Raw genomic sequence first — 23731 nt, 5'->3', positions numbered from 1 at the left:
CGGCAGATCGATCGCCGGGCGGGCCGGGGGAGGTCGGGTCAGGCGCTCGCGCGGGCCGCCATGCGGGCCTTGCGGGTCGCCAGCTTCTCGTCGAACTTCGAGGCCTCGGAGTCCAGGCCGCCCATGTAGAGGCCGATCTCCTCCTGCGCCTGCTGTCCCTCGGGGCCGAGACCGTCGATCTCCATGACCCTCAGGAAGCGCAGCACGGGCTGGATGACGTCGTCGTGGTGGATGCGCAGGTTGTAGACCTCGCCGATGGCCATCTGCGCGGCGAAGCGCTCGAAGCCGGGCATGCCGTGACCGGGCATCCGGAAGTTGACGAGGACATCGCGCACGGCCTGCATGGTGAGGTCGGGGGCGAGTTCGAACGCGGCCTTCAGGAGGTTGCGGTAGAAGACCATGTGGAGGTTCTCGTCGGTCGCGATGCGGGCCAGCATGCGGTCGCAGACCGGGTCGCCCGACTGGTGGCCGGTGTTGCGGTGCGAGACCCGCGTGGCCAGCTCCTGGAAGGCGACGTACGCGACGGAGTGCAGCATCGAGTGCCGGTTGTCCGACTCGAAGCCCTCGCTCATGTGCTGCATGCGGAAGGCTTCCAGCTTGTCCGGGTCCACCGCGCGCGAGGCGAGGAGGTAGTCGCGCATCACGATGCCGTGGCGGCCCTCCTCGGCGGTCCAGCGGTGCACCCAGGTGCCCCAGGCGCCGTCGCGGCCGAAGAGGGAGGCGATCTCGTGGTGGTAGCTGGGGAGGTTGTCCTCGGTCAGGAGGTTCACCACGAGGGCGATGCGGCCGATCTCGGTGACCTTGGACTGCTCCTTGTCCCAGGCCTCGCCGTCCTCGAAGAAGCCGGGGAAGTTGCGGCCGTCGCTCCAGGGCACGTACTCGTGGGGCATCCAGTCCTTGGTGACCTTGAGGTGCCGGTTGAGCTCCGTCTCGACGACTTCCTCGAGCGCGTACAGCAGCTTGGCGTCGGTCCAGACTGCGGGGCTGCCGAGGTGCGGGGAAGCGATCGTCACGGGGACTCCAGGGGGACGCGGTACAAAACTGAACAAACCGGCGAGCGGTGCCGGGACCTGTGCAACTTACGGAATCGTAGGCTACGAAACCGTAGGTTACGAGACCGTAGGTTAAGACCGCTGTAAAGATCGCTGTTCAGGCCGTATTCCCGGGAAATCCCGAACAGTGCCAGGACCGCAGGTCCCGGCGCCGAACGGGTGGTTCGATCACCCGGTCAGGCGTACAGATCCCGCAGCCTGACCGAGAGGCACGTCACACACCCTTCTAGCTTCTCGAACTCGCTGATGTCCACCACGACCGGCTCGTGGCCGAGATCGGCGAGCAGATCGGCCGTCTTGGGCGCGCTCGCCGCGATCAGCAGCTTGTCGCCGCCGAGCAGCACCACATGCGCACCGGCCTCCTCGGGCACCGACAGGAAGCGCGGGAACAGCGAGGGCCGGTCCACCTTCGGGATGTGGCCGAGCACCGTTCCGTCGGGCAGTGCGGTGACCGCCGACTTCAGGTGCAGCACCTTGCTCACGGGCACGGTGACCACGCGCGCGCCGAGCGGCTCGAACACGGCCCGCAGCTGCTGCACACCGGCCGCGTTCGTACGACCGCCCCGGCCTACGTAGATCGTGTCGTCGACCTTGAGGACGTCACCGCCCTCCAGGGTGCCCGGTTCCCAGACCCAGTTCACCGAGCACCCGAGCCGGGCCACCGCCTCCTCGACCCCGCCGGTCTCCTCGCGCCGGGACTCGGCCCCGGGGCGGGTGATCAGCGCCACGTTCTTGTAGACGACCACCGCGTCCTCGACGAACACGGAGTCGGGGCAGTCGTCGGCCGGGTCCACCTCGATCGTGTCCCAGCCGTGCACCCGCAGTGTCTGCGCGTACGCGTCCCACTGTTCGAGGGCTTGCTCGACGTCGACCTTCTCCCGCTCGATGTGCGTGACCAGCCCTTCGGCCAGGCGCGGGCTGGGGCGGCGGACGAGGGCCTTCTTGCTGGGCACGAGCGGGACTCCGTATCGGCGGGATCGTTGCGGTGCGGGCGGCGCGGCACCGATGGGCCATCATGCGTCACGTGTCCGTGTCGACAAAACCCCTCACGCGAGGCTGTGGCCCTCCTGAGACGCGCCCGAAGGGCCCGGACGGGTACCGCACGGGCGCTATGCCGGGTTCTCGACCTCCTCCGGTGTGATCGTCCGCAGCTCCCCGTCCAGCAGCAGCCAGCGTGTGATGCCGATCGACTCCAGGAACGGCAGGTCGTGACTGGCCACGATCAACGCCCCTTCGTACGACTCCAGCGCCGTGGTCAGCTGCCGCACGCTCGCCATGTCGAGGTTGTTCGTCGGCTCGTCCAGCATCAGCAGCTGCGGGGCGGGCTCCGCCAGCATCAACGCGGCCAGCGCCGCCCGGAAGCGTTCGCCGCCGGACAGGGTCGACGCCTTCTGGTCGGCGCGGGCGCCCCGGAACAGAAAGCGGGCCAGCCGGGCCCGCACCCGGTTGTTGGTGGCGCCCGGCGCGAACCGGGCCACGTTCTCGGCCACCGTCAGCTCACCGTCGAGCACGTCGAGCCGCTGCGGCAGAAAGCGCAGCGGGACATGCGCCGTCGCCTCGCCCGACACCGGCTCCAGCTCTCCGGCGATCGTGCGCAGCAGGGTCGTCTTGCCCGCGCCGTTGCGCCCGATCAGCGCGATCCGCTCCGGCCCGCGCAGATCGAGCCCGCCGCGCACCCGCGCGCCGTAGGCGAGTTCCAGGTCCAGGAGGGTCAGGACCGTACGGCCCGGCGGCACGGCCGTGTACGGCAGGTCGACGCGGATCTCGTCGTCGTCCCGTACGGCCTCCACCGCCTCGTCGAGCCGCTCCCTCGCCTCGGTGAGCCGCTCCTCGTGCAGGATGCGGTGCTTGCCGGCGGACTCCTGGGCGGACCGCCTGCGCGCCCCCATGACGATCTTCGGTTCGCGCTTCTGCTCGAACATCTTCTGCCCGTACTTCTTGCGCCGGGCCAACTTGACCTGGGCGTCGGACAGTTCGCGTTTCTGTCGGCGGAAGTCCGCCTCGGCGACGCGCACCATCCGGGTCGCGGCGTCCTGTTCGGTGGTGAGGGCCTCCTCGTAGGCGGAGAAGTTGCCGCCGTACCAGGTGATCTCGCCGGAGCGCAGATCGGCGATCTGGTCGACCAGGTCGAGGAGTTCACGGTCGTGGCTGACCACGATCATCACCCCCGGCCAGGACGCGACGGCCGAGTACAGCCGCCTGCGGGCGTACAGGTCGAGGTTGTTGGTCGGTTCGTCGAGGAGCAGGACGTCCGGCCGGCCGAGCAGCAGTGCGGCCAGTCGCAGCAGCACCGACTCGCCGCCGGACACCTCGCCGATGGTGCGGTCCAAGTCGATGTGTCCCAGGCCGAGTTCGCCGAGTGTGGCGAGCGCCCTCTCCTCCACGTCCCAGTCGTCGCCGAGCGTCTCGAAGTGCTCCTCGGACGCGTCACCGGCCTCGATGGCGTGCAGGGCGGCCCGCCGCGCGGCGATGCCGAGGGTCTCGTCGACGCGCAGGGCGGTGTCGAGCGTGACGTTCTGCGGGAGATGGCCGACCTCGCCCGCGACTCTCACGATGCCGTCGGCCGGGGTGAGTTCACCGGCGATCAGCTTCAACAGGGTTGATTTGCCTGAGCCGTTGACGCCGACGAGTCCGGTTCTGCCGGGTCCGAAGGCGACGTCCAGGTCATCGAGGACCGAGGTGCCGTCGGACCACGCGAAGGAGAGGGACGTACAGGTGACGAAGGTATGCATGAGGGCCTCGCGGTTGCTTGACGCGGTGAGGGGCGGACGCGTAGCGAGACACCGCGAGGCGGGAGGCTGGTCCCGGGGGCACAGGAAAAGCCCTGTTCCGGAGGACGGCTCGGACGCCGAGGTCGTACACGACGGACACACCTCAGGGGTGTGCGACGCGGTGTCTCAGAACCTCAGACGAGCAACGTCCTTCTCCCATCGACGGCAACAGGACCGAGGGCAACGCTACGAACGGCGCCGGTGGGCTGTCAACGCATTAAACGGCGCCCGGGGCCGCCACCTCGTTGTCGGATTCCTGCCAGCCAGGGGTCGTCCATGGCTGCTTGAGTGGGCCGTATGACGAACCAGAACACCCTCCGTGACCGGGCTCTGGCCTTCCGCTCGCTGCATGTGCCGGGGCGTCCGCTCGTCCTGGTGAACGCCTGGGACGCGGCGAGCGCCCGCATCGTCGAGGAGGCCGGCGCGTCCGCCGTGGCGACCACCAGCGCGGGCCTCGCCTGGGCTCTCGGCGTCCCGGACGGGGACCGGCTGGACCGGGAGCGGGCCCTGGAGGCGGTCGCCCGGATCACCGCGACGGTGGCCGTACCGGTGAGCGCCGACATCGAGAGCGGCTTCGCGAAGGACCCGGCGGGCGTCGCCGACACGGTCCGCGCGGTGCTCGCGGCGGGGGCTGTGGGGGTGAACATCGAGGACGCGCTCTACGGGGGTGAGGGCGTCCTGCGTCCGGTGGGCGAGCAGGCGGAGCGCATCGCCGCCGCTCGTGAGGCCGCCGACGCGGAGGATGTGCCGTTGTTCGTCAACGCGCGGATCGACACGATTCTGCGGGGCGCCGGGGGAGTGGACGCGACCCTGGAACGTGCCGCCGCCTTCCGTGCCGCGGGCGCCGACGGGATCTTCGTCCCCGGGGCCGTCGAACCGGGAACGGTCAAGGAGCTCGCCGACGGGATCGACGCACCGCTCAATGTACTGGTCGGCGCCGGCGCACCGCCGGTCGCCGAACTGGCCGCGCTGGGCGTCGCCCGCGTGAGCGCCGGCTCCAGCGTCGCACTGGCCGCCTACGCCGTGGTCCGCCGTGCCGCGCGGGAGCTGCTGGACACGGGTACCTACGACGCGCAGTCGGGAGGGCTCGGCTACGGGGAGCTGAACTCGCTGCTGGGGTAAGGGGGCCGGCTCAGCAGGCGTCGCGCATCAGCTCGGCGAGGTCGTGGTCCAGGTCGAGCTGGAGGTGTTCGAGACCGGCGGGTACCAGCTCGTCGGTGGCCTGGAGGAAGCGGCGCACCTCGGACGAGTGGACGTGCACGACGGCGGTGCCCTCGGGGGCGTGGAACTCGAGGACGGTGCGGTCGAAGCCGTAGGGCCGCACCCGGACGTCGCCGTGGCCCTCGGCGCCGTGCAGACCGGCCGAGAGGAGGTCCCGGGCAAAGGTCCAGCAGACCTCGACGCCCTCCAGGGTGGCCGGCGCCGGGAAGGTCATCCGGACGGCGAAGGGGTCCCGCCGGTCGTAGTGCAGGGTGGCGGGGATGCTCGGCATCCTTGGTGCGGCGGCGACGAGGCGGGCCTCTACGGGCTGCTCGATGACGATGGACAACGCCTTGCTCCCTTGTGCGACAGCGGTGCGGACTGCGGTGACGACCGGACGGACTCCCGAAGAGATTCCGGAACGGACCACCGATGGGATTGGTCCGCACTGGAAGAGACGCCGGAACGGCCCCATCCGTGTACATGAATTTCGAGTGACCTCTGTCACCGCCGCCCATATGCGCTCAAGGCGGACGTGGGCCATCTGGACGGCCTCCGGGGAGTGGGCTAGCTTCGCCCGCCATGAGGCGCATGGGGAAGACGCGACAGGTGGGACCTACGTACCGCAGGCTGGCGGTCGGGGTGATGTGCGGGGCGGCACTGGCCGTCCTGACCGCCGTACCGGCGCAGGCGCGGGACACGGCGCACCGGACTCCGCACTGGGAGCTGAAGGACAGCGGGGCCGCCGATGTGCGGTTCCGGGGGCTGTCGGCCGTGAGCCGGGACACCGCGTGGGTGGCCGGGACGGCGGGCACGGTGCTGCGTACCACCGACGGCGGGGCGAGCTGGCGGAACGTCTCGCCGCCCGGCGCCGCGGACCTGCAGTTCCGGGACATCGAGGCGTTCGACGCGCGCCGCGCGGTGGTACTGGCGATCGGCGAGGGCGAGGCGTCCCGCGTCTACCGCACCGACGACGGCGGGACGACCTGGACCGAGTCGTTCCGCAACACCGACGCGAACGCCTTCTACGACTGCATGACCTTCTTCGACAGCCGCCACGGGCTCGCGATGAGCGACCCCGTGGACGGGAGGTTCCGCATCCTGTCGACGGGCGACGGCGGCCGTTCCTGGAAGGTGCTGCCCACCACCGGGATGCCGGCCGCGCTCGACGGCGAGGCGGGCTTCGCGGCGAGCGGCCAGTGTCTGGTGAGTTCCGGACCGAGGGACGTCTGGCTCGCCACCGGCGGGGGTGCACGCGCGCGCGTGCTGCACTCCGCCGACCGCGGCCTCACCTGGACGGCGACCGACACGCCGATCCCGGCCGGTGATCCCGCGCGCGGTGTGTTCGCGCTCGCCTTCCGCGACCGCACGCACGGCCTCGCCGTCGGCGGTGACTACCGCGCGGACCAGCCGTCACCGCAGGCGGCGGCCGTCACCGGCGACGGGGGCCGCACCTGGCGTCCCGCAGCCACCCCGCCGCCCGCCTACCGCTCCGGCGCCACCTGGGTGCCCCGCAGCCGCACCACCGCCCTCGCGGTCGGCCCCACCGGCACGGACCTCACGACCGACGCCGGCCGCACCTGGAGGACGGTGGACACCGGCTCGTACGACACCGTGGACTGCGCGGCGGACCTGGGCTGCTGGGCCGCGGGGGAGAAGGGGCGCGTGGCGCGGCTGGAGGACTGAGGGGGGGACAAGCGGGGCCGGAGGGCACGGTGGCTTCGCCGTGCCCTCAAGATCCCCGTACCCTCGGCACCACCATGACGACCGTACGCATTCCCGCGGGCTGGCCCGCGACCGAGGAGCAGGCCCGCGCCGTGCAGGACGAGTTGCGGGAGCGGGTGGTGACCGACGAACCGGGACCGCCGCCAAGGGCGGGGCACGTAACGGGAGTTGACGTCGCCTACGACGACGAACGGGACGTCGTGGTGGCAGCGGCCGTCGTGCTGGACGCGACGGACCTCACGGTCGTGGCCGAGGCCACGGCCGTGGGCCAGGTCCCCTTCCCGTACGTGCCGGGTCTGCTCGCCTTCCGTGAAATCCCCACGGTGCTGGCCGCGTTGGACGCCCTGCCGTGCCCGCCCGGCCTGGTCGTGTGCGACGGCTACGGCCTCGCCCACCCCCGCCGCTTCGGCCTCGCCAGCCACCTCGGCGTCCTCACCGGCCTGCCCACGATCGGCGTCGCCAAGAACCCCTTCACCTTCACGTACGACGACCCGGGCATCCCGCGCGGCTCCGCGTCCCCGCTCCGTGCGGACGCCGACGAGGTCGGCCGAGCGCTCCGCACCCGCGACGGCGTGAAGCCGGTCTTCGTCTCCGTGGGCCACCGCGTGACCCTCGGCAACGCCTGCGCCCACACCCTCGCGCTGACCCCCGACTACCGGCTCCCGGAGACGACACGCAGGGCGGACGCGCTGTGCCGGCGGGCACTGCGGGAGGCGACCGCGTGAGTACCCGCACTGAGTACGTGCTCTGAGTACTTGTACGGATGCGGCGGCCCCCGTGTGATCGGCAGGCTGGGCCGCATGACAACGCACCGTTCCCCGAAGCCCGTCGCCCACCCGAGCCAGCCCGTCGAGCGCGCCGTGACGATCGCGCTGGTCCTGTCCGTGGCGGCCGGCCTCGCCTGGATCGGCGGCATGATCTACACGCTGTGGCCGTGAGGCCAACTCCCGCACCGGTGCGGGAAACACACGAGCCCCACACCGCAACAAGCGGTGTGGGGCTCGGACTTGAGCGCCGGGCAGGCCTTGCACCTGCATCTCCCCGCAGGAAGCGGGACGTCTTTCCTTGGACCACCAACGCGCGACCAGACTCCGGGAGTTCCGGCGACCGGCTCGTGATCAACTATAGCCCATCGGGGTGAGTGTCCGACCCCGCCCGTTCACCTGCTCGCCGCCACCCGGAACACGATGCCCGCGCCGCGCAGTCGCGCGATGAGCGCGTCGCCCATCGCCACCGCCGTCGTCACCTGCCCCGCTGTGGACGGGAGTTCGTCGAAGGCCAGGCAGAGGGCCGACTCGGCGAACATCTTCGCCGTCTCGTCGTAGCCCGGGTCGCCGCCCGCGACCTCCGTGAAGACCCGGCGACCGCCGCCCTCGCCCACGAACTTCACGGAGAACCAGCTCTTCGCGCGCTTCTCCGGGCTCGGTCCGTCGCCGGGCTTGAGGCGGTCGGACAACCAACGGCGGGCGGGCGGGAGCTGGGCCGCCGTGAAGAGCGCGCCGGCGGCGGTGACCCCGCCGATCGCCGAGGGGAGGTGCCGTGCGGCGGCGTAGTGGCGGTAGCGGAAGTCGGGGCCGTAGCGCTCCAGGGCCTTCGCGGATCGTTGAACGATCTGCGGGTCGATGGTCGGCAGGGGCACCACCCAGGAGCCGACCTCCCCGGCGAACCGGGGTGCCCCGGCGGGCGCGGTGGTCCGGCGGCCCACCAGTCGCGGTTCATGGCGTCGGCGTTCCCGGGCGGCGGCCAGCATCTGCCGGCCGCGCGCGAACTGGTTCAGCGCCGACGCGAACGTACCGCCGGAGAACATCGCGTCTGCGGTCACGAAGCCGTCCACCGTCAGGGGTACTCCCTCCGGCAGTTGCCGCACGGTGAAGTACGCCCCCAGGTCGTGCGGGATCGAGTCGAAGCCCGCCGCGTGCACCAGCCGTGCGCCGGTCTCCCGCGCGCGTGCGTCGTGGCGGACGTACGTCAGGTCGACGAACTCCGGCTCACCGCTGAGGTCGAGATAGTCGGCGCCGGTGTCCGCGCAGGCGGCGACGAGATCCTCGCCGTAGGTGACGTAGGGGCCGACCGTGGTGGCCACCACGCGCGCGTGCTCGGCGAGTTCGCGCAGGGAGGCCGGGTCGGAGACGTCGGCCCGCAGGACGCCCACCGAGGTGCCGCCGGGCAGGCGTTCGCGCAGGCGCTTCAGTTTCAGCTCGTCGCGGCCCGAGATCGCCCAGCGCAGCCCCTCGGGCGCGTGTGCGGCGAGGTACTCCGCGGTGAGCGCGCCGACGAAGCCCGTGGCTCCGAAGAGCACGATGTCGTAGGGACGATCCGTCCTGTTCAGCCTGCTCATGACACTCCTGGGTCCCGCAGCCCGCGCCGCTGTCGGTGGCTGAGGCTAGCGTGAAGAGTGCGGAGCCCGACGACGAGCCCGGAGGTATCAGGTGGCCGTGCCCAGGAACGCCCTGAAGAAGTGGGCGAAAGTACGCGAGTTCGGGCTCGGGCTGCCGGGCGCCACGGAGGCCGCGCGGCGGAGCCGCATATCGATACTGCCCCTGGGGTGAGAGTGTCGCCAAGGTCACGCGCTCACCTCGCCGCCGAGCTGCTGTGCGACTGGGTGGAGGAGGGCTGTCGCGCGATCGCCCCGAAGTGCCTCATGGCCGAGCTGGACGCGGACGGTCATGGCTAGTCACGGTCGACGCGGGTACGTTGGCTAAGCGCTTGCTCGCCCAGGTCTTGTGTCGAGTGGAACACGTTCCTAACATCACTGGTGTTACATCGGTTGTGTCACAGCTGGGGGCTGGATGACAGCGGCAACGACGCCCGGGCACGGCCCGCTGTCCGGCGTGCGCGTCGTCGAGCTGGCGGGCATCGGCCCCGGCCCCTTCGCGGCCATGCTCCTCGCCGACCTGGGCGCCGACGTCGTCCGCGTCGACCGGCCCGGCGGCCCCGGACTGGGCGTCAGCCCCGAGTACGACGTCACCAACCGCAACAAGCGCTCGGTCCTCGTCGACCTGAAGGCACCCGACGGCCCCGCGCGCGTCCTCGACCTGGTCGCGCGCGCCGACATCCTGATCGAGGGCAACCGCCCCGGCGTCACCGAGCGCCTCGGCGTCGGCCCCGAGCCCTGCCACGCCCGCAACCCCGGGCTCGTCTACGGCCGTATGACCGGCTGGGGCCAGGACGGCCCCCTCGCCGACCGCGCCGGGCACGACATCGCGTACATCGCGCTCACCGGCACCCTCGGCATGATCGGCAGCCCGGGGGAGCCCCCGCCCGCCCCCGCCAACCTGCTCGGCGACTACGCGGGCGGCGCGCTTTACCTCGTCGTCGGGGTCCTCGCGGCCCTGCACCACGCGCGCGTGACCGGCACCGGCCAGGTCGTCGACGCGGCCATCGTCGACGGCACCGCCCACCTCTCCGCGATGATCCACGGCATGCTCGCCGCCGGCGGCTGGCAGGACCGGCGCGCCGCGAACCTCCTCGACGGCGGCTGTCCGTACTACGGCACCTATGAGACCGCCGACGGGAAGCACATGGCGGTAGGGGCCCTGGAGCCGCAGTTCTACGACGAGTTCACGCACCTGCTCGGCCTCGCGGACTTCGCCGACGCCCGCCGGGACTGGGCGCGCTGGGGCGCGCTGCGCGAGGCGGTCGCGGCCCGCTTCCGGAGCCGTACGAGAGACGAGTGGACGGCCGTCTTCGCGGGCACGGACGCGTGCGTGGCGCCCGTGCTATCGCTGCGCGAGGCCCCACACCACCCGCACCTCGCCGCGCGCGGCACGTTCACCGAGCACGGCGGGATCACCCAGCCCGCCCCCGCACCCCGGTTCTCCGCGACGCCCACCTCGGTGCGCGGCGGGCCCGCCCTGCCGGGTGCCGACACCTCGGACGTGGCCCGTGACTGGGACGTCCCCCGGCTTGCCGACGTCGTTGAGGACTCGGATCGGGGAACACCTCGACGCGTCCTCGAAAACCCTCAGTGAAAGGCTTGGCAGTGAGCACCGAAGCGTATGTCTACGACGCGATCCGCACCCCGCGCGGGCGCGGCAAGGCGAACGGATCCCTGCACGGCACGAAGCCCATCGACCTGGTCGTCGGACTCATCCACGAGATCCGCGACCGCTTCCCGGACCTGGACCCGGCCGCCATCGACGACATCGTGCTCGGCGTCGTCGGCCCGGTCGGCGACCAGGGCTCCGACATCGCCCGGATCGCCGCCGTGGCCGCCGGACTGCCGGACACGGTGGCCGGCGTACAGGAGAACCGCTTCTGTGCCTCGGGTCTGGAGGCCGTCAACATGGCCGCCGCCAAGGTGCGTTCGGGCTGGGAGGACCTCGTCCTCGCCGGTGGTGTCGAGTCGATGTCACGGGTGCCGATGGCCTCGGACGGCGGCGCCTGGTTCAACGACCCGATGACGAACCTCGCCGTCAACTTCGTGCCCCAGGGCATCGGCGCCGACCTGATCGCCACCATCGAGGGATTCTCGCGGCGCGATGTGGACGAGTACGCGGCGCTCTCGCAGGAGCGGGCGGCCACCGCCTGGAAGGAGGGCCGCTTCGAGCGGTCCGTCGTCCCGGTCCGCGACCGCAGCGGACTCGTCGTCCTCGACCACGACGAGCACCTGCGCCCCGGCACCACCGCCGACTCCCTCGCCAGGCTGAAGCCGTCCTTCGCGGACATCGGCGAACTCGGCGGCTTCGACGCCGTGGCCCTGCAGAAGTACCACTGGGTGGAGAAGATCGACCACGTCCACCACGCGGGCAACTCCTCCGGCATCGTCGACGGCGCCTCGCTCGTCGCGATCGGCTCCAAGGAGGTCGGCGAGCGCTACGGCCTCACCCCGCGCGCGCGGATCGTCTCCGCGGCCGTCTCCGGCTCCGAGCCGACCATCATGCTCACCGGGCCCGCCCCGGCCACCCGCAAGGCCCTCGCGAAGGCCGGACTGACCATCGACGACATCGACCTCGTCGAGATCAACGAGGCCTTCGCCGCCGTCGTCCTGCGCTTCGTGCGCGACATGGACCTGTCCCTGGACAAGGTCAACGTCAACGGCGGCGCCATCGCGCTCGGCCACCCGCTCGGCGCCACCGGCGCGATCATCCTCGGCACGCTCGTCGACGAACTGGAGCGCCAGGACAAGCGCTACGGGCTCGCCACGCTGTGCGTCGGCGGCGGCATGGGCATCGCGACGATCGTCGAGCGCCTCTGAGGCCCCGGCGGCCACCGGAGACCGCCGCTGCGACCAGCGATGTCCGCGGCCACCCGAGGCTTACGCGCCGACCAGAGACTTCTACGGAGAACCCCTCATGACCGAGAGCACCACCATCCGCTGGGAACAGGACGACACCGGCGTCGTCACCCTCGTCCTCGACGACCCCGACCAGTCCGCGAACACCATGAACGCGGCCTTCCGCGACTCCCTCGCCGTGATCACCGAGCGCCTGGAGGCCGAGCAGGACTCCATCCGCGGCATCATCGTCACCTCCGCCAAGAAGACGTTCTTCGCGGGCGGCGACCTGCGCGACCTGATCCGCGTCACCCCGGACACCGCCCAAGAGCTGCTCGACGGCGGCCTCGCCATCAAGCGCAACCTGCGCCGCATCGAGACCCTCGGCAAGCCGGTAGTCGCCGCGCTCAACGGCGCGGCCCTGGGCGGCGGTTACGAGATCGCCCTCGCCTGCCACCACCGGGTCGCCCTCGACGCGCCCGGCTCGAAGATCGGCTGCCCCGAGGTCACCCTGGGCCTGCTCCCCGGCGGCGGCGGAGTCGTCCGTACGGTACGGCTGTTGGGCATCACCGACGCCCTGTTGAAGATGCTGCTCCAGGGCACCCAGTACAGCCCGCAACGCGCCCTGGAGAACGGCCTGATCCACGAAGTCGCGGCCACGCCCGACGAGTTGATCGCCAAGGCCCGCGCCTTCATCGACGCCAACCCGCAGTCGCAGCAGCCCTGGGACAAGCCCGGCTACCGCATCCCGGGCGGCACCCCGGCCAACCCGAAGTTCGCGGCCAACCTGCCCGCGTTCCCGGCCTCCCTGCGCAAGCAGACCAACGGCGCGCCCTACCCGGCCCCGCGCAACATCCTCGCCGCCGCCGTCGAGGGCGCCCAGGTCGACTTCGAGACCGCGCAGGTCATCGAGGCCCGCTACTTCGTGGAGCTGGCGGCAGGCCAGACCTCGAAGAACATGATCCAGGCGTTCTTCTTCGACCTCCAGGCCGTCAACTCCGGCGCCAACCGCCCCCAGGGCATCGAGCCGCGCCCGGTCCGCAAGGTCGCCGTCCTCGGCGCCGGGATGATGGGCGCCGGCATCGCCTACTCGTGCGCCCGCGCGGGCATCGACGTCGTCCTGAAGGACGTCACGGCGGAGGCGGCGGCCAAGGGCAAGGCCTACTCCGAGAAGCTGTGCGCCAAGGCGGTGTCCCGAGGTCGTACGACCCGGGAGAAGGCGGACGCGCTGCTCGCCCGCATCACGCCCACCGCCGACCCGCAGCACCTCGCGGGCTGCGACGCGGTGATCGAGGCCGTCTTCGAGGACACCTCCCTCAAGCACAAGGTGTTCCAGGAGATCCAGCACATCGTCGAGCCCGACGCGCTGCTCTGCTCCAACACCTCCACGCTCCCCATCACCGCCCTCGCCGAAGGCGTGGAGCGCCAAGTCGACTTCATCGGGCTGCACTTCTTCTCGCCCGTCGACAAGATGCCTCTCGTCGAGATCATCAAGGGCGAGCGCACCGGCGACGAGGCCCTCGCACGCGCCTTCGACCTGGTCCGGCAGATCAAGAAGACCCCGATCGTCGTCAACGACTCGCGCGGCTTCTTCACTTCACGGGTGATCGGGCAGTTCATCAACGAAGGTGTCGCGATGGTCGGCGAGGGCATCGAGCCCGCGTCCGTCGAGCAGGCCGCCGCGCAGGCGGGCTACCCGGCCAAGGTCCTCTCCCTGATGGACGAGTTGACGCTCACCCTCCCGCGCAAGATCCGCAACGAGTCCAGGCGGGCCGTAGAGGAAGCGGGCGGCACCTGGCCCGCGCACCCCGCCGAGGCCGTCATCGACCGCATGGTCGACGAGTTCGGCCGCACCGGGCGCAGCGGCGGCGCGGGCTTCTACGACTACGGCGACGACGGCAGGCGCGCCGGTCTGTGGCCGGGCCTGCGCGAGCACTTCACCCGCGAGGGCGCCGAGATCCCCTTCGAAGACATGCAGGAACGCATGCTCTTCTCCGAGGCGCTCGACACGGTCAAGCTCCTGGAGGAGGGCGTGCTGACGTCCGTCGCCGACGCCAACATCGGTTCCGTCTTCGGCATCGGTTTCCCGGGCTGGACCGGCGGTGTCCTCCAGTACATCAACGGCTACGAGGGCGGTCTGCCCGGGTTCGTAGCACGCGCGCGTGCGCTCGCCGAGCGCTACGGGGAGCGGTTCACGCCGCCCGCGCTGCTCGTGGAGAAGGCCGAGAAGGGGGAGCGGTTCACCGACGCGCGCTGACGTGTCGCTGAGCGACACGCTGCCCTTGCCCTCGGGTGACGGGACCCCGACGCTGACCGGCGAACCGGTCAGCGGTCACAGGTCCCGTCCCCGAGGAGCCCCCATGGGTCACCATCCCGCCCTCGCCTTCCTCGACATCCTGCGCGACGAGGGCGTGGACCGGATCTTCGGCAACCCCGGCACCACCGAACTCCCTTTCCTGGCCGCCCTGTCGGAGACCGAGAACGCCCCCGAGTACGTCCTCGGCGTCCACGAGGGCGCCGTCGTGTCCATGGCCGACGGCTACGCCCGCGGCACCGGCCGCCCCGCGTTCGTCAGCCTGCACATCGCCGCCGGACTCGCCAACGGCCTCATCGGCCTGCTCAACGCCCGCCGTTCGCGCACCCCGCTCGTGGTCACGGCCGGCCAGCAGGACCGCCGCCACCTCCAGCAGGACCCCATGCTCTCCGGCGACCTCCTCGGCCTCGCACGGCCCGCAGTGAAGGCGACGTACGACATCCAGCACGCGGGCGACCTGCCCCTCGCCCTGCGCCGCGCCTTCGCCCAGTCCCAACGGCCGCCCGCAGGGCCGGTGTTCCTGTCCCTCCCCATGGACCTGCTCGCCGAGGACACCGAGGTCGAGGTCCCCGCCCGCACCGCCCCGCCCCCGCCGGGACCCGCCGCCGGACTCGACCGGGCCGCCGTACTGCTCGGCGGCGCCGCCCGGCCCGTGATCGTCGCCGGGGACGGAGTGGGCCGCGAGGACGCGGTGGCAGCGTTGGTCCGTACGGCGGAGGCCTGCGGGGCGACCGTCCACCACCAGCCGATGGCCGACTGCCTCAACTTCCCTCCCACACACCCCCTTTACGCCGGGATGCTGCCACCCCGCCACGACGCGATCCGGGCCGCCCTCGGGTCGTACGACACCGTCCTGATCGTCGGCGCCCACGCGTTCACGCCCCACCACTACAGCCCGGGGCCCGCCCTGCCGCCCGGTATCACCGTGGTCCAACTCGACTCCGACGCCGACGAGATCGGCCGCAACTTCCCCGCCGACGCGGGACTCGTCGGCGCGCTGGCACCCTCGCTCCACCGGCTCGCCGAGCTGCTGCGCGAGCAGGTGCCCGACCACACCGCGAAGGCCCGCGTCCTGCGCGCGGGCGAACGGCACACCGCCGAACGGGAGCGTGCCGAGTCCGCCGCCCGCGCCGCCTACTCGGCCGCGCCCCTCGCCCCCTGGGCCGCCGCCCACGCCGTGGCACACGGGCTGCCCCCGGACGCCGTGCTGGTCGAAGAGGCCATCACCGTGGGCCTGTTGCTCCGTCGGCTGCTACGACTCGACCGCCCCGGCAGCTATACCCACACCGTCGGCGGCGGCCTCGGCTGGGGCATCGGCGCCGCCGTCGGCCGGGCGCTCGCGGAGCCCGGGCGGCCGGTGGTCGCGGTCCTCGGCGACGGCTGCGCGCTGTTCGGACTCCAGGGGCTGTGGAGCGCGGCACGGCAACACGTCCCGGTGCTGTTCGTGGTGATGGGCAACGGGAGTTACCGCACGCTCCAGGACACGTACGAGGCGATGGGCGGCAAGGGCCGTTGCCCCGGCACCGAGTTGGGCGCCCTGGACTTCACCCGGGCCGCACGTTTCTTCGGCGTCGACGCGGTCCGGGCGGAGAGCGCGGACCACCTGCGTGAACTGGTCGCCGGGGTCGACGAGTTGACGCGCCCGATGCTCGTCGACGTACCGCTGCGCACCTCGTAGACATACCGCTTCGATTGCGGTCGCGACTCACCGTGACCCACACCTTGTCACCCGTGCGCGGAAGCGACCACCATCGGTCCATGACGGACGGGCCGCTTCCGAAGTCGGTGCTCGCGCGCGGGGTGTCGCTGCTCCGCGCCTGCGGTGACGCCGAGACCGCGCTCTCCCTCGCCGAACTCGCCCTGCGCACCGGGCTGCCCAAGCCGACGGCACACCGGCTGATCGGCGAACTGGTCCGGCTCGGCCTGGTGGACCGCACCCCCGAAGGCAGCTACCGCATCGGGCTCGCCCTCTTCGTCCTCGGCCAGTCCTCCCCGTCCGTACGGGAGTTGCGGGACGTGGCGCTGCCCTACCTGGGCGATCTGCACGAGGCGACCCACGAGAACGTGCACCTCGCCGTCCCGGACGGCACCGACACCCTGTTCCTGGAGAAGATCACCGGCCGCCGCGCCACCCCGATCGTCTCCCGCACCGGCGGCCGGCTCCCCGCGCACTGCACCGCCACCGGCAAGGTCTTCCTCGCCCAGGACCCCCGCCCGCCCCATCGCACCCTGCCCCGCCTCACCCCGCGCACCCTGGTCCTCCCCGGCCAGCTCGCCCGCGACCTCGCCCTCACCCGGGCCCGCGGCTACGGCGTCAACCTGGAGGAGGCCGAGATCGGCATCTCGGCGGTCGCGGCCCCCGTCTACGCCTCCGGCCGCGGCCCCCGCCCGATCGCCGCGATCTCCGTCACCGGCGGCACCCGCCGCCTGGACGTGGACCGCATCGGAGCGCGGCTGTGCGCGGCGGCCCGGGCGATCACCCGGAGCCTGTCGGTCTGACGTGGCTACCTCCGGAGCCTGTCGGTCTGACGTGGCCGCTTCCGGAGCTTGTCGGTCTGACGTGGCCGCTTCCGGAGCCTGTCGGTCTGACGCGGCCGCTTCCGGGCCCTGTCAGTCCGATGCCGCCACCTCCGGACCCTGTCAGTCCGACGCGGCCACCTCCGGGCGCTGCATCGCCACCGCCAGCCCGTGCTCCGTCAGCCGTTCTCCGCGCACCTCCTCGGTGACCCGCCCGCGCACGAACACCAGCACCCGGTCGCACACCTCCGTCAGCTCCGCGAGGTCGGTCGAGGCGATCAGGACGGCCGCGCCGCCCGCCGCCAACTCGCCGACGATACGGTGCATTTCCGCGCGTACGCCGACGTCGACACCCCGGGTCGGATCGTCCAGGACGACGATCTTCGGCTCCGTCGCGAGCCACTTGGCGAAGACGACCTTCTGCTGGTTGCCGCCGGACAGCCGGGCGACGAGGTCGTAGGGCCCACCGCGCAGCCGCAGCCGCTCGGTCAACTCGACGGTGCGGCGCACCAGTTCGGAGCGGGCGGGGGCGATCCCGCCCCGGCCCAGCGCCAGCCAGCTGACCGCCGTGGTGTTCTCCCATACCGTACGGTCCACCATCAGCCCGTACCGTTTGCGGTCGCTCGGCACGAAGGCGACGCCCGCGCGCACCGCGTCCCGCAGCGAGCGCGGCAGCCCCCGGCCGCCGACGTCCACCCGGCCCCCGGAGACCGCCGTACGCCCGCACACCACCCCCAACGCGTCGAGATGGCCCGCCCCTTGCAGCCCGGCGACCCCGACCACCTCACCCGCCCGCACGGTGAACGTCACGTCGGTCAGCCTTCCCGGCACCGTGACCTCGGACAGCACCACCGGCGGCGGCAGGTCGGCCAACGACCGTGCCCGGCGCGCCGGTTGCTCCGGCCGGCCGCCCAGCATCGCCGACACCAGCTCCGGCACGTCGACCTCGGCCCGCTCCGCACCCGCCAGGGCGACCCGTCCGTCCCGCAGGACCGTCACGCGCTGCGCGAAGCGCATCACCTCGTCCAGGAAGTGGGTGACGTACAGGACGGCGATGCCCTGGTCGGTCAGCGTGCGCAGAACGCGTTCGAGACGGTCGACGGCGGCGGCAGGGAGCGCGGATGTGGGTTCGTCGAGGATCAGCAGTTTGGGGCGTCGTAACAGTGCCCTGGCGATTTCCGTCAACTGCTGGTCGGCGAGGGGGAGTTCGCCCAGTTCGGTGCGGGGGTCCACGTCCAGGCCCAGTTCCGCGAGGACCGGGCGGGCCGCTCGGTCCATGGCGCCCCGGTCCAGCAGGCCAAGCCGCAGCGGCGGATGCTGCGGGAAGAGGTTCTCCCGCACGGTGAGGTCCGGGAAGAGGCTCAACTCCTGGGAGACGACGGCGATCCGGGCGTCCTTGGCCGCCCGCACCGTTCCGCCGTCCGCGCCCAGCGTCCCCGACAGGATGCGCACGAGCGTCGACTTCCCGGCACCGTTCTCACCGACCAGCGCGTGCACCTCACCCCCGCGCAGCCGGATCGACGCACCGTCCAACGCCCTTACGCCGCCGTAGGACTTGACCAGTTCCTCCGCCACGAGGATGTCGTCGTGGACCATCTCAGCGCGCGTCCTTCAGCGGCTTCAGGTTGGCCGTCTGGTCGCCGAGCAGCTTGTCGATCGTCGGCTTGTACCAGTCGTACGCCGCCTGCGCCGACTTCTGCCGGGCGATGATCTCGTCGATGTTGGAGGAGTCGACGACCCCGCCGGGGGACAGGAACCAACCGTCGGGCAGCTTGCCCTTCTTGTCGCGCACGGCCTCGATCAGCATCGCCGTGGACAGATAGCCCTTGAGGAAGTGCTGCGGGTCGATGGTGACGAAGTTGGAGCCGTCCTTCACCGCGTCCAGGGTCTTGGGGTCGACGTCGAAGCCGGCGGTGAGCCACGTGCCGTGCTCGGCCTTCTTGATCTTCGCGAGGTTGTAGCTGTCGGCGTCACCGACGCCGAGGAAGGCGAGCGCGTCCGGGTGCGCGTTCACCTGCGCGGACCAGGAGCTGTAGTTCTGGCCGGGATCGCTGTACGTCTGGAAGGGGCCGAGGATCTTGACGCCGGGCGCCTCCTTCTTGAACGTGTCGGCGATGCCCTTGGCGCGGTTGTCGAGCACCGGTGTCCCCGGGTTGGGCACCCCGATCACGACCTGCCCCTTCGGGCTGCTGCCGAGCCGCTTGAGCGCCTCCTTCGCCATCAGCTCGCCGAGGGCGTAGTTGTCGTTCCCCACATAGAAGTTGACCTTGCTGCCGTCGGTGGGGGAGGTGTCCAGGGCGACGATCGGGATGCCCTGGTCGACGGCGCGTGCGGCGGGCCGGGTGAAGATCGGCGGGTCGAGGTTCTCCAGGACGATGCCGTCCTTGGCGACGGCGGTGAGGTTCTGGAACAGCTGCGCCTCGGCCGGGCCGTCCGTGTTGGGCGGTCCCACGGCCTTGAAGTCGACCTTGCCGGCATGGCTCGCGGCGCTCTGCGCGCCCAGCACCATCTCGTGGGCGAAGTTCAGGGAGATGTTGGCGACCGAGATCCCCATCTCCAGCTTGCCGTTCTTGCCGCCGGAGCCCCCGCCGCTGCCGCAGCCTGCGGTGGCCAGCAGGACCAGGGCGCCGAGCGCCGCGGACCACGTACGCGAACGGGGGTGCATCACGGCCTCCAAAAGGCTGGACCACGGGGGGACTTGACGACAAGGGGACTTCACGACAAGGGGACTTCACGACAATGGGGATGGACTTGGGTCACGGGTGACTTCACTTGCGACGGCGTCCGGTGCGCCGCAGCGCGCTGTCGGCCGCGACGGCGACGAGGATCACCCCGCCGGTCGCGAACGACGTCCAGTTGATGGGTACTTCGAAGAACACCAGGCCGGAGGCGACGACCGACAGGATCATCGCCCCGGCCACCGCGCCGACCACCGAACCGCGGCCCCCGGCGAGCGGAGTGCCGCCGATGATGCACGCGGCGATCGCCTGCAACTCGTAGCCCTGGCCCAGAGTCGGATCCCCCGCGCCGTAGAAGGCGAGCGCGAGCGCGGCGGCGCACGCCGTGGTCAGACCGGACAGGGCCAGGGCCTGGATGCGGGTGCGGACGACCGGGATGCCGCTGAAGGCGGCGGCGTCGGGGTTGGACCCGATCGCCCGCACCCGGGCCCCGAAGCGCGTCCGGGACAGCACGACCGCCAGCACGACGATCACCGCGAGCAGCACCCACAGGGCGAACGGCACGCCGCCCGGATCGCCGCCCGCGACGGTGAAGAACGAGTCGTCCAGCGGGAGATCGGTGATCTGCTTGCCGTCGGCGAGGGCCAGCCCGACACCCCGGAAGAGCATCAGCGTGCCCAGGGTGACGATGAACGACGGCAGCGCCAGCAGTGTCGTCACCAGCGCGTTGAACACCCCCAGCACGATCCCGGTGACCAGCATCACCGGCACCGCCAGCCACGGCGCGGTGCCGTCCCGGATCAACAACGCCCCGACGACCAGGCACATCGCGTAGGTCCCGCCCACGGACAGGTCGACCTCGCGCATCGACAGCGCGAAGACCATGCCGCACGCCATCAGCGAGATGTAGACGGAGTTGTGCGCGGTGGACAGGAGGTTGTTCGTGCCGAGGAAGTCCGGGTACGGGATGCCGATCCCGGCGATCAGCAACCCCAGCACGAGCAGCACACCGAACTCGTCCCGGACCCACCGACGCGGTACCGGCGTCAACCGACGCGCAGATGGCCTGAGTCGACGCCGCCAGTGCGTCAACCGGCCCTGCCCGCCGCCCTGTTCGCGGGCGCGCTCGGCGTCGTCCACGGCACGCTCGGTCTCGGTCATCGGGCACGGCTCCCGTACGGCTGGTGCTGGGGTCGTCACGCAGGGTGGGCCCACCGGGCGTGAGCGGCAACCGGGGCGTTTCAGCGAGTGGAATCTGCTCTTGCCGGACGCCTGACGGGTCATCACACTCGCCCCATGGAGACGCGTACCGCCCTGGTGACCGGAGCGGCGCAGGGCCTCGGGCAGGAGTTCGCCGTCGCGCTCGCCGCGCGCGGCCACCGGGTCGCCGGACTCGACCTCGTCCCGCAGCCGGAGACCGCCGAAAGGGTCCCGGACTATGTGGAGTTGATCGGCGACGTCACCGAAGAGGACCAGATCCAGAGGGCGTTGGAACACCTCATCGAGCAGTTCGGCGGCCTGCACATCCTGGTCAACAACGCCGGCGTCTACCCGGCCCGCCCCTTCGAGGAGACCACTCCCGAGGAATGGCGCCGGATCATGCGCGTCAACCTGGAGGCGCCGTTCCTGCTGACCCGCGCGGTCCTGCCGTATCTGAAGGCCGCCGGCTGGGGCCGTGTCGTCAACATCGTCTCGGCGGCCGTCCTCACCGCACCGCCCACGATGGTTCCGTACGTCGCCTCGAAGATGGGCCTCATCGGCTTCACACGATCGCTCGCGGCGGCGCTCGGACCGTACGACATCACCGTCAACGCGATCGCGCCGAGCATGGTCCGCACCGCGACCGCCGAGCGGACGGTCGGTGCGGACGGCGGCTTCGCGTTCGTCCGCGACGGGCAGGCGGTCCCGCGCACGCAGCTGCCGTCCGACCTCGTGTCGACGCTGTTGTACGTGGTGGACGAGGGCAGCGGGTTCCTCACCGGCCAGACCCTCAACGTGTCAGGAGGATCCGCCTACTTGTGACGCGCCGAGCCATTGCTGGAGCTCTTCCTTCAGCGATCGCTGAAAGGTCGTCAGCAAGGCCTGCACCACGAGCGGATGCATGTGCGCGGACAGGGATTTCACGTCCTGCGCGTCCCGTTCGGCGACCTCGTCCTTGAACAGCTGCGACAGTTCGTGCGCCGCGGCACGCGAGTGCGCGACGAGGACCTCCCGTGCGGCGAGGATCGCGTCGTGGGACAGCGGTACGTCGAGGAGTTCCACGCCGAGCCGCAGAAGCCCCGAGTCGACGCGGTACGCGTCCCCGTCGGGCCGGACCACGTTCATGGCGACGAGCCGCTCGATGTCGCCGTCGTCCAGCGCCCGCCCCGCCCGGCGCCGCAACTCCTCGCGTGTCACGGTCTCTTCGGCGTCCGGCGCCCAGGACGCCACCACGGCCCGGTGGATGGCCAGGTCGTGGTCGGACAGGTCCGGCGGCAACTGCTCCACATACCGCTCGATCGCCGCCAGCGTCATGCCCTGGAGCTGCAACTCCTCGATGAGCGCGAGCCGGGCCAGATGCCGCTGCCCGTACCGCCCCACCCGCCGCGCCCCGATCACCGGCGGCGGCAGCAGCCCCTTGGTGCCGTAGAACCGCACCGTGCGGACCGTGGTACCGGCCCGCGCGGCCAGTTCGTCGATCGTGAGCGTCGGCTCCTCGGCGTCGGTCGTCATGCGGAGCAGTATCGCTGTCCCACCAGTGCTGTGAAACCACCTCGGGGCCGTTGTCAGTGGTGGCGCCTACGGTGGGTGCCATGGCGGAGATCAACTATGTCCGGGGAGACGCGACCGTACCGTCGGTCAAGGGCGTCAAGGTGATCGCGCATGTCTGCAACGACCTCGGAGGCTGGGGAAAGGGCTTCGTACTGGCCCTCTCGCGCCGCTGGCCGGAGCCGGAGAAGGAGTACCGCGCATGGCACCGGGAGCGCGCGGCCAACGACTTCGGGCTGGGCGCCGTCCAGTTCGTACAGGTCGAGCGCTACGTCTGGGTGGCCAACATGATCGGCCAACGGGGGACACGCACGGGCAGCAAGGGCGTCCCCGTGCGTTACGAGGCGATCGACACGGCGCTGGGCCTGCTGGCCGACCGCGCGGCGGAACTCGGCGCGTCCGTGCACATGCCCCGCATAGGCTGCGGCCTCGCGGGCGGCAAGTGGTCACGCGTCGAACCACTGGTCACCGAGCGGCTGGTACGGCGGGGCATCGCGGTCACGGTGTACGACCACGAGGACTGAACCACCGGACCAACTTGCCCCACACTGAAAGGAGTTGCAGAATCCTGCGCAACCACAGAGAAAGCCGTGATCATGAGCCGTGACATCGACGTCCTCGTCCTCGGCGGCGCCGGAGTGGACACCATCGTCCACGTCCCCGAACTGCCGCTCCCGTACGCCGACAGCTACATGATCGACCCCGGCATCCGCACCCGCGCCGGCCAGACCGGCGACTTCGTGGCCCTCGGCCTGAGCGCGCTGGGCCTGCGCACCCACCACCTCGACATGCTCGGCGACGACCCCGAGGGCGACCTGGTCCGCGCACTCCACCGAGACCACGGCATCCCGCTCACCGAAGTACCCGGGCCCGCCGGCACCAAGCGCGCGGTCAACCTCGTGGGCCCGGACGGCAGACGGCTCTCCCTCTACGACGCGACCCGCGCCCACCCCGACGACCGCCTGCCGGAACCCACGGTCCGCGCCCTGGCCGAGGCGAGCCGCCACGCCCACGTCTCCATCACCCAGCCCTGCGCCCACGCGCTGCCCACCCTGCGCGAGGCCGGGGTGACGATCTCGACGGACCTGCACAACTGGGACGGCAAGAACCCGTACCAGGCGGAGTTCGCCCACGCGGCGGACATCGTCTTCCTGTCCACCACCGCACTGACCGGCGCCCTCGAACACACGATGCGCGCCATCGCCGAGCGGGGCCGGGCTGAGCTGGTCGTCGCCACGGCCGGAGCGGAGGGCGCGTATCTGTTGGCCGACGACGAGGTGACCCACATCCCGCCGGTCACCCCGCCGTCCCCGCTGGTCGACTCCAACGGCGCGGGCGACGCCTTCGCCGCGGCCTTTCTCTACGGCTGGCTCAACCGGGAGACACCGCAACGCGCGGCCCTCTACGGTTCGATCGCGGGCGCCCACGCCTGCACGGTGCCTTCGACGGAGACGGGCGCGATAACTCGCGGCAACCTCCTGACAAGGGCAGGAACAGCGCCCCGATAGGGG

Annotated in this window: 21 protein-coding genes; 12 read left to right on the top strand and 9 right to left on the bottom strand. The window is 71.4% G+C overall.

Going from position 1 to position 23731, the window contains the following annotated elements; genetic code table 11:
- Positions 1-38: 38 nt before the first annotated feature.
- The 3 genes from ACIQBL_RS13120 to ACIQBL_RS13110 all read right to left on the bottom strand — a co-directional run bounded on the left by ACIQBL_RS13120 (position 39) and on the right by ACIQBL_RS13110 (position 3784).
- Entirely contained in the window at positions 39-1013 is a 975-nt protein-coding gene (locus ACIQBL_RS13120; protein WP_401940341.1) for an acyl-ACP desaturase, read from the bottom strand.
- 215 nt (positions 1014-1228) lie between these two features.
- Entirely contained in the window at positions 1229-2005 is a 777-nt protein-coding gene (gene ddaH / locus ACIQBL_RS13115; RefSeq protein ID WP_401940339.1) for a dimethylargininase, read from the bottom strand.
- A 156-nt stretch (positions 2006-2161) separates the two neighbouring features.
- A complete protein-coding gene (locus ACIQBL_RS13110) occupies positions 2162-3784 on the bottom strand; it encodes an ABC-F family ATP-binding cassette domain-containing protein (protein WP_401940337.1) in 1623 nt (540 codons plus the stop codon).
- A 336-nt stretch (positions 3785-4120) separates the two neighbouring features.
- Here ACIQBL_RS13110 and ACIQBL_RS13105 point away from each other — a divergent pair, with 336 nt between their 5' ends.
- Positions 4121-4945 carry an isocitrate lyase/phosphoenolpyruvate mutase family protein gene (locus ACIQBL_RS13105; RefSeq protein ID WP_401940334.1) on the top strand — a complete coding sequence of 275 codons (825 nt, stop codon included), beginning with the start codon at positions 4121-4123 and terminating at the stop codon, positions 4943-4945.
- Between the two features lie 10 nt (positions 4946-4955).
- Here the strand turns inward: ACIQBL_RS13105 and ACIQBL_RS13100 are convergent, their stop codons facing one another.
- Positions 4956-5372, bottom strand: coding sequence for an SsgA family sporulation/cell division regulator (locus ACIQBL_RS13100; protein ID WP_401940331.1), 417 nt, complete (start codon positions 5370-5372; stop codon positions 4956-4958).
- Positions 5373-5614: 242 nt separating this feature from the next.
- On the opposite strand from ACIQBL_RS13100, the gene ACIQBL_RS13095 reads away from it, so the two are divergent.
- The 3 genes from ACIQBL_RS13095 (at position 5615) to mmpA (ending at position 7686) form a co-directional block, all read left to right on the top strand.
- Entirely contained in the window at positions 5615-6709 is a 1095-nt protein-coding gene (locus ACIQBL_RS13095) for a WD40/YVTN/BNR-like repeat-containing protein (RefSeq protein WP_401940329.1), read from the top strand.
- A gap of 74 nt (positions 6710-6783) precedes the next feature.
- Positions 6784-7473: an endonuclease V gene (locus tag ACIQBL_RS13090; protein ID WP_401940327.1), complete on the top strand. Its 690-nt coding sequence runs from the start codon at positions 6784-6786 to the stop codon at positions 7471-7473.
- A 75-nt stretch (positions 7474-7548) separates the two neighbouring features.
- Positions 7549-7686, top strand: a complete 138-nt coding sequence (gene mmpA, locus ACIQBL_RS13085; protein WP_199824137.1) for a morphogenic membrane protein MmpA — start codon at positions 7549-7551, stop codon at positions 7684-7686.
- Positions 7687-7907: 221 nt separating this feature from the next.
- On the opposite strand, the gene ACIQBL_RS13080 is transcribed toward mmpA, so the two are convergent.
- Positions 7908-9086, bottom strand: a complete 1179-nt coding sequence (locus tag ACIQBL_RS13080) for a saccharopine dehydrogenase family protein (RefSeq protein ID WP_401940324.1) — start codon at positions 9084-9086, stop codon at positions 7908-7910.
- 451 nt (positions 9087-9537) lie between these two features.
- Here ACIQBL_RS13080 and ACIQBL_RS13075 point away from each other — a divergent pair, with 451 nt between their 5' ends.
- From ACIQBL_RS13075 to ACIQBL_RS13055, 5 genes are all read left to right on the top strand, one after another.
- A complete protein-coding gene (locus ACIQBL_RS13075; protein ID WP_401940323.1) occupies positions 9538-10719 on the top strand; it encodes a CaiB/BaiF CoA transferase family protein in 1182 nt (393 codons plus the stop codon).
- Between the two features lie 11 nt (positions 10720-10730).
- On the top strand, positions 10731-11945 hold the full coding sequence (locus tag ACIQBL_RS13070) for an acetyl-CoA C-acetyltransferase (RefSeq protein ID WP_401940320.1): 1215 nt from the start codon (positions 10731-10733) through the stop codon (positions 11943-11945).
- Between the two features lie 97 nt (positions 11946-12042).
- Positions 12043-14220 (top strand): 3-hydroxyacyl-CoA dehydrogenase NAD-binding domain-containing protein, encoded by a 2178-nt coding sequence (locus ACIQBL_RS13065; RefSeq protein ID WP_401940317.1) that lies wholly within the window; start codon positions 12043-12045, stop codon positions 14218-14220.
- A 103-nt stretch (positions 14221-14323) separates the two neighbouring features.
- A complete protein-coding gene (locus tag ACIQBL_RS13060; RefSeq protein ID WP_401940314.1) occupies positions 14324-15955 on the top strand; it encodes a thiamine pyrophosphate-binding protein in 1632 nt (543 codons plus the stop codon).
- A gap of 80 nt (positions 15956-16035) precedes the next feature.
- Positions 16036-16776, top strand: coding sequence for an IclR family transcriptional regulator (locus ACIQBL_RS13055; RefSeq protein ID WP_401940312.1), 741 nt, complete (start codon positions 16036-16038; stop codon positions 16774-16776).
- A gap of 141 nt (positions 16777-16917) precedes the next feature.
- Here ACIQBL_RS13055 and ACIQBL_RS13050 read toward each other — a convergent pair whose 3' ends face one another.
- From ACIQBL_RS13050 to ACIQBL_RS13040, 3 genes are all read right to left on the bottom strand, one after another.
- Positions 16918-18390, bottom strand: a complete 1473-nt coding sequence (locus ACIQBL_RS13050) for a sugar ABC transporter ATP-binding protein (RefSeq protein ID WP_401940310.1) — start codon at positions 18388-18390, stop codon at positions 16918-16920.
- 1 nt (position 18391) lies between these two features.
- Positions 18392-19459 (bottom strand): sugar ABC transporter substrate-binding protein, encoded by a 1068-nt coding sequence (locus tag ACIQBL_RS13045; RefSeq protein WP_401940308.1) that lies wholly within the window; start codon positions 19457-19459, stop codon positions 18392-18394.
- A gap of 103 nt (positions 19460-19562) precedes the next feature.
- On the bottom strand, positions 19563-20633 hold the full coding sequence (locus tag ACIQBL_RS13040) for an ABC transporter permease (RefSeq protein ID WP_401940306.1): 1071 nt from the start codon (positions 20631-20633) through the stop codon (positions 19563-19565).
- A 135-nt stretch (positions 20634-20768) separates the two neighbouring features.
- Between ACIQBL_RS13040 and ACIQBL_RS13035 the strand changes: the two genes are divergently transcribed.
- Entirely contained in the window at positions 20769-21494 is a 726-nt protein-coding gene (locus ACIQBL_RS13035) for an SDR family NAD(P)-dependent oxidoreductase (protein ID WP_401940303.1), read from the top strand.
- Here the strand turns inward: ACIQBL_RS13035 and ACIQBL_RS13030 are convergent.
- Positions 21471-22184, bottom strand: coding sequence for a MerR family transcriptional regulator (locus ACIQBL_RS13030; RefSeq protein WP_401940301.1), 714 nt, complete (start codon positions 22182-22184; stop codon positions 21471-21473). The genes ACIQBL_RS13035 and ACIQBL_RS13030 overlap by 24 nt on opposite strands.
- Positions 22185-22264: 80 nt before the next feature.
- On the opposite strand from ACIQBL_RS13030, the gene ACIQBL_RS13025 reads away from it, so the two are divergent.
- Positions 22265-22744: a macro domain-containing protein gene (locus tag ACIQBL_RS13025; protein WP_401940298.1), complete on the top strand. Its 480-nt coding sequence runs from the start codon at positions 22265-22267 to the stop codon at positions 22742-22744.
- A gap of 72 nt (positions 22745-22816) precedes the next feature.
- Positions 22817-23728: an adenosine kinase gene (locus ACIQBL_RS13020; protein ID WP_401940296.1), complete on the top strand. Its 912-nt coding sequence runs from the start codon at positions 22817-22819 to the stop codon at positions 23726-23728.
- Positions 23729-23731: the final 3 nt, after the last annotated feature.

Origin of the sequence: Streptomyces sp. NPDC088350 (genome assembly GCF_044753545.1) — a bacterium.
In the GTDB taxonomy this organism is placed as follows: domain Bacteria; phylum Actinomycetota; class Actinomycetes; order Streptomycetales; family Streptomycetaceae; genus Streptomyces.
The sequence above is the reverse complement of the archived record's forward strand: the minus strand, read 5'-3'. Positions and strand labels throughout refer to the sequence as shown.

Excerpts from the sequence above, each read along its gene's own strand:
- ACIQBL_RS13110 (WP_401940337.1), bottom strand. The coding sequence starts at position 3,784 with ATGCATACCTTCGTCACCTGTACGTCCCTCTCCTTCGCGTGGTCCGAC.
- ACIQBL_RS13105 (WP_401940334.1), top strand. The coding sequence starts at position 4,121 with ATGACGAACCAGAACACCCTCCGTGACCGGGCTCTGGCCTTCCGCTCG.
- ACIQBL_RS13095 (WP_401940329.1), top strand. The coding sequence starts at position 5,615 with ATGGGGAAGACGCGACAGGTGGGACCTACGTACCGCAGGCTGGCGGTC.
- ACIQBL_RS13090 (WP_401940327.1), top strand. The coding sequence starts at position 6,784 with ATGACGACCGTACGCATTCCCGCGGGCTGGCCCGCGACCGAGGAGCAG.
- mmpA (WP_199824137.1), top strand. The coding sequence starts at position 7,549 with ATGACAACGCACCGTTCCCCGAAGCCCGTCGCCCACCCGAGCCAGCCC.
- ACIQBL_RS13080 (WP_401940324.1), bottom strand. The coding sequence starts at position 9,086 with ATGAGCAGGCTGAACAGGACGGATCGTCCCTACGACATCGTGCTCTTC.
- ACIQBL_RS13075 (WP_401940323.1), top strand. The coding sequence starts at position 9,538 with ATGACAGCGGCAACGACGCCCGGGCACGGCCCGCTGTCCGGCGTGCGC.
- ACIQBL_RS13065 (WP_401940317.1), top strand. The coding sequence starts at position 12,043 with ATGACCGAGAGCACCACCATCCGCTGGGAACAGGACGACACCGGCGTC.
- ACIQBL_RS13060 (WP_401940314.1), top strand. The coding sequence starts at position 14,324 with ATGGGTCACCATCCCGCCCTCGCCTTCCTCGACATCCTGCGCGACGAG.
- ACIQBL_RS13055 (WP_401940312.1), top strand. The coding sequence starts at position 16,036 with ATGACGGACGGGCCGCTTCCGAAGTCGGTGCTCGCGCGCGGGGTGTCG.
- ACIQBL_RS13050 (WP_401940310.1), bottom strand. The coding sequence starts at position 18,390 with ATGGTCCACGACGACATCCTCGTGGCGGAGGAACTGGTCAAGTCCTAC.
- ACIQBL_RS13045 (WP_401940308.1), bottom strand. The coding sequence starts at position 19,459 with ATGCACCCCCGTTCGCGTACGTGGTCCGCGGCGCTCGGCGCCCTGGTC.
- ACIQBL_RS13040 (WP_401940306.1), bottom strand. The coding sequence starts at position 20,633 with ATGACCGAGACCGAGCGTGCCGTGGACGACGCCGAGCGCGCCCGCGAA.
- ACIQBL_RS13035 (WP_401940303.1), top strand. The coding sequence starts at position 20,769 with ATGGAGACGCGTACCGCCCTGGTGACCGGAGCGGCGCAGGGCCTCGGG.
- ACIQBL_RS13030 (WP_401940301.1), bottom strand. The coding sequence starts at position 22,184 with ATGACGACCGACGCCGAGGAGCCGACGCTCACGATCGACGAACTGGCC.
- ACIQBL_RS13025 (WP_401940298.1), top strand. The coding sequence starts at position 22,265 with ATGGCGGAGATCAACTATGTCCGGGGAGACGCGACCGTACCGTCGGTC.
- ACIQBL_RS13020 (WP_401940296.1), top strand. The coding sequence starts at position 22,817 with ATGAGCCGTGACATCGACGTCCTCGTCCTCGGCGGCGCCGGAGTGGAC.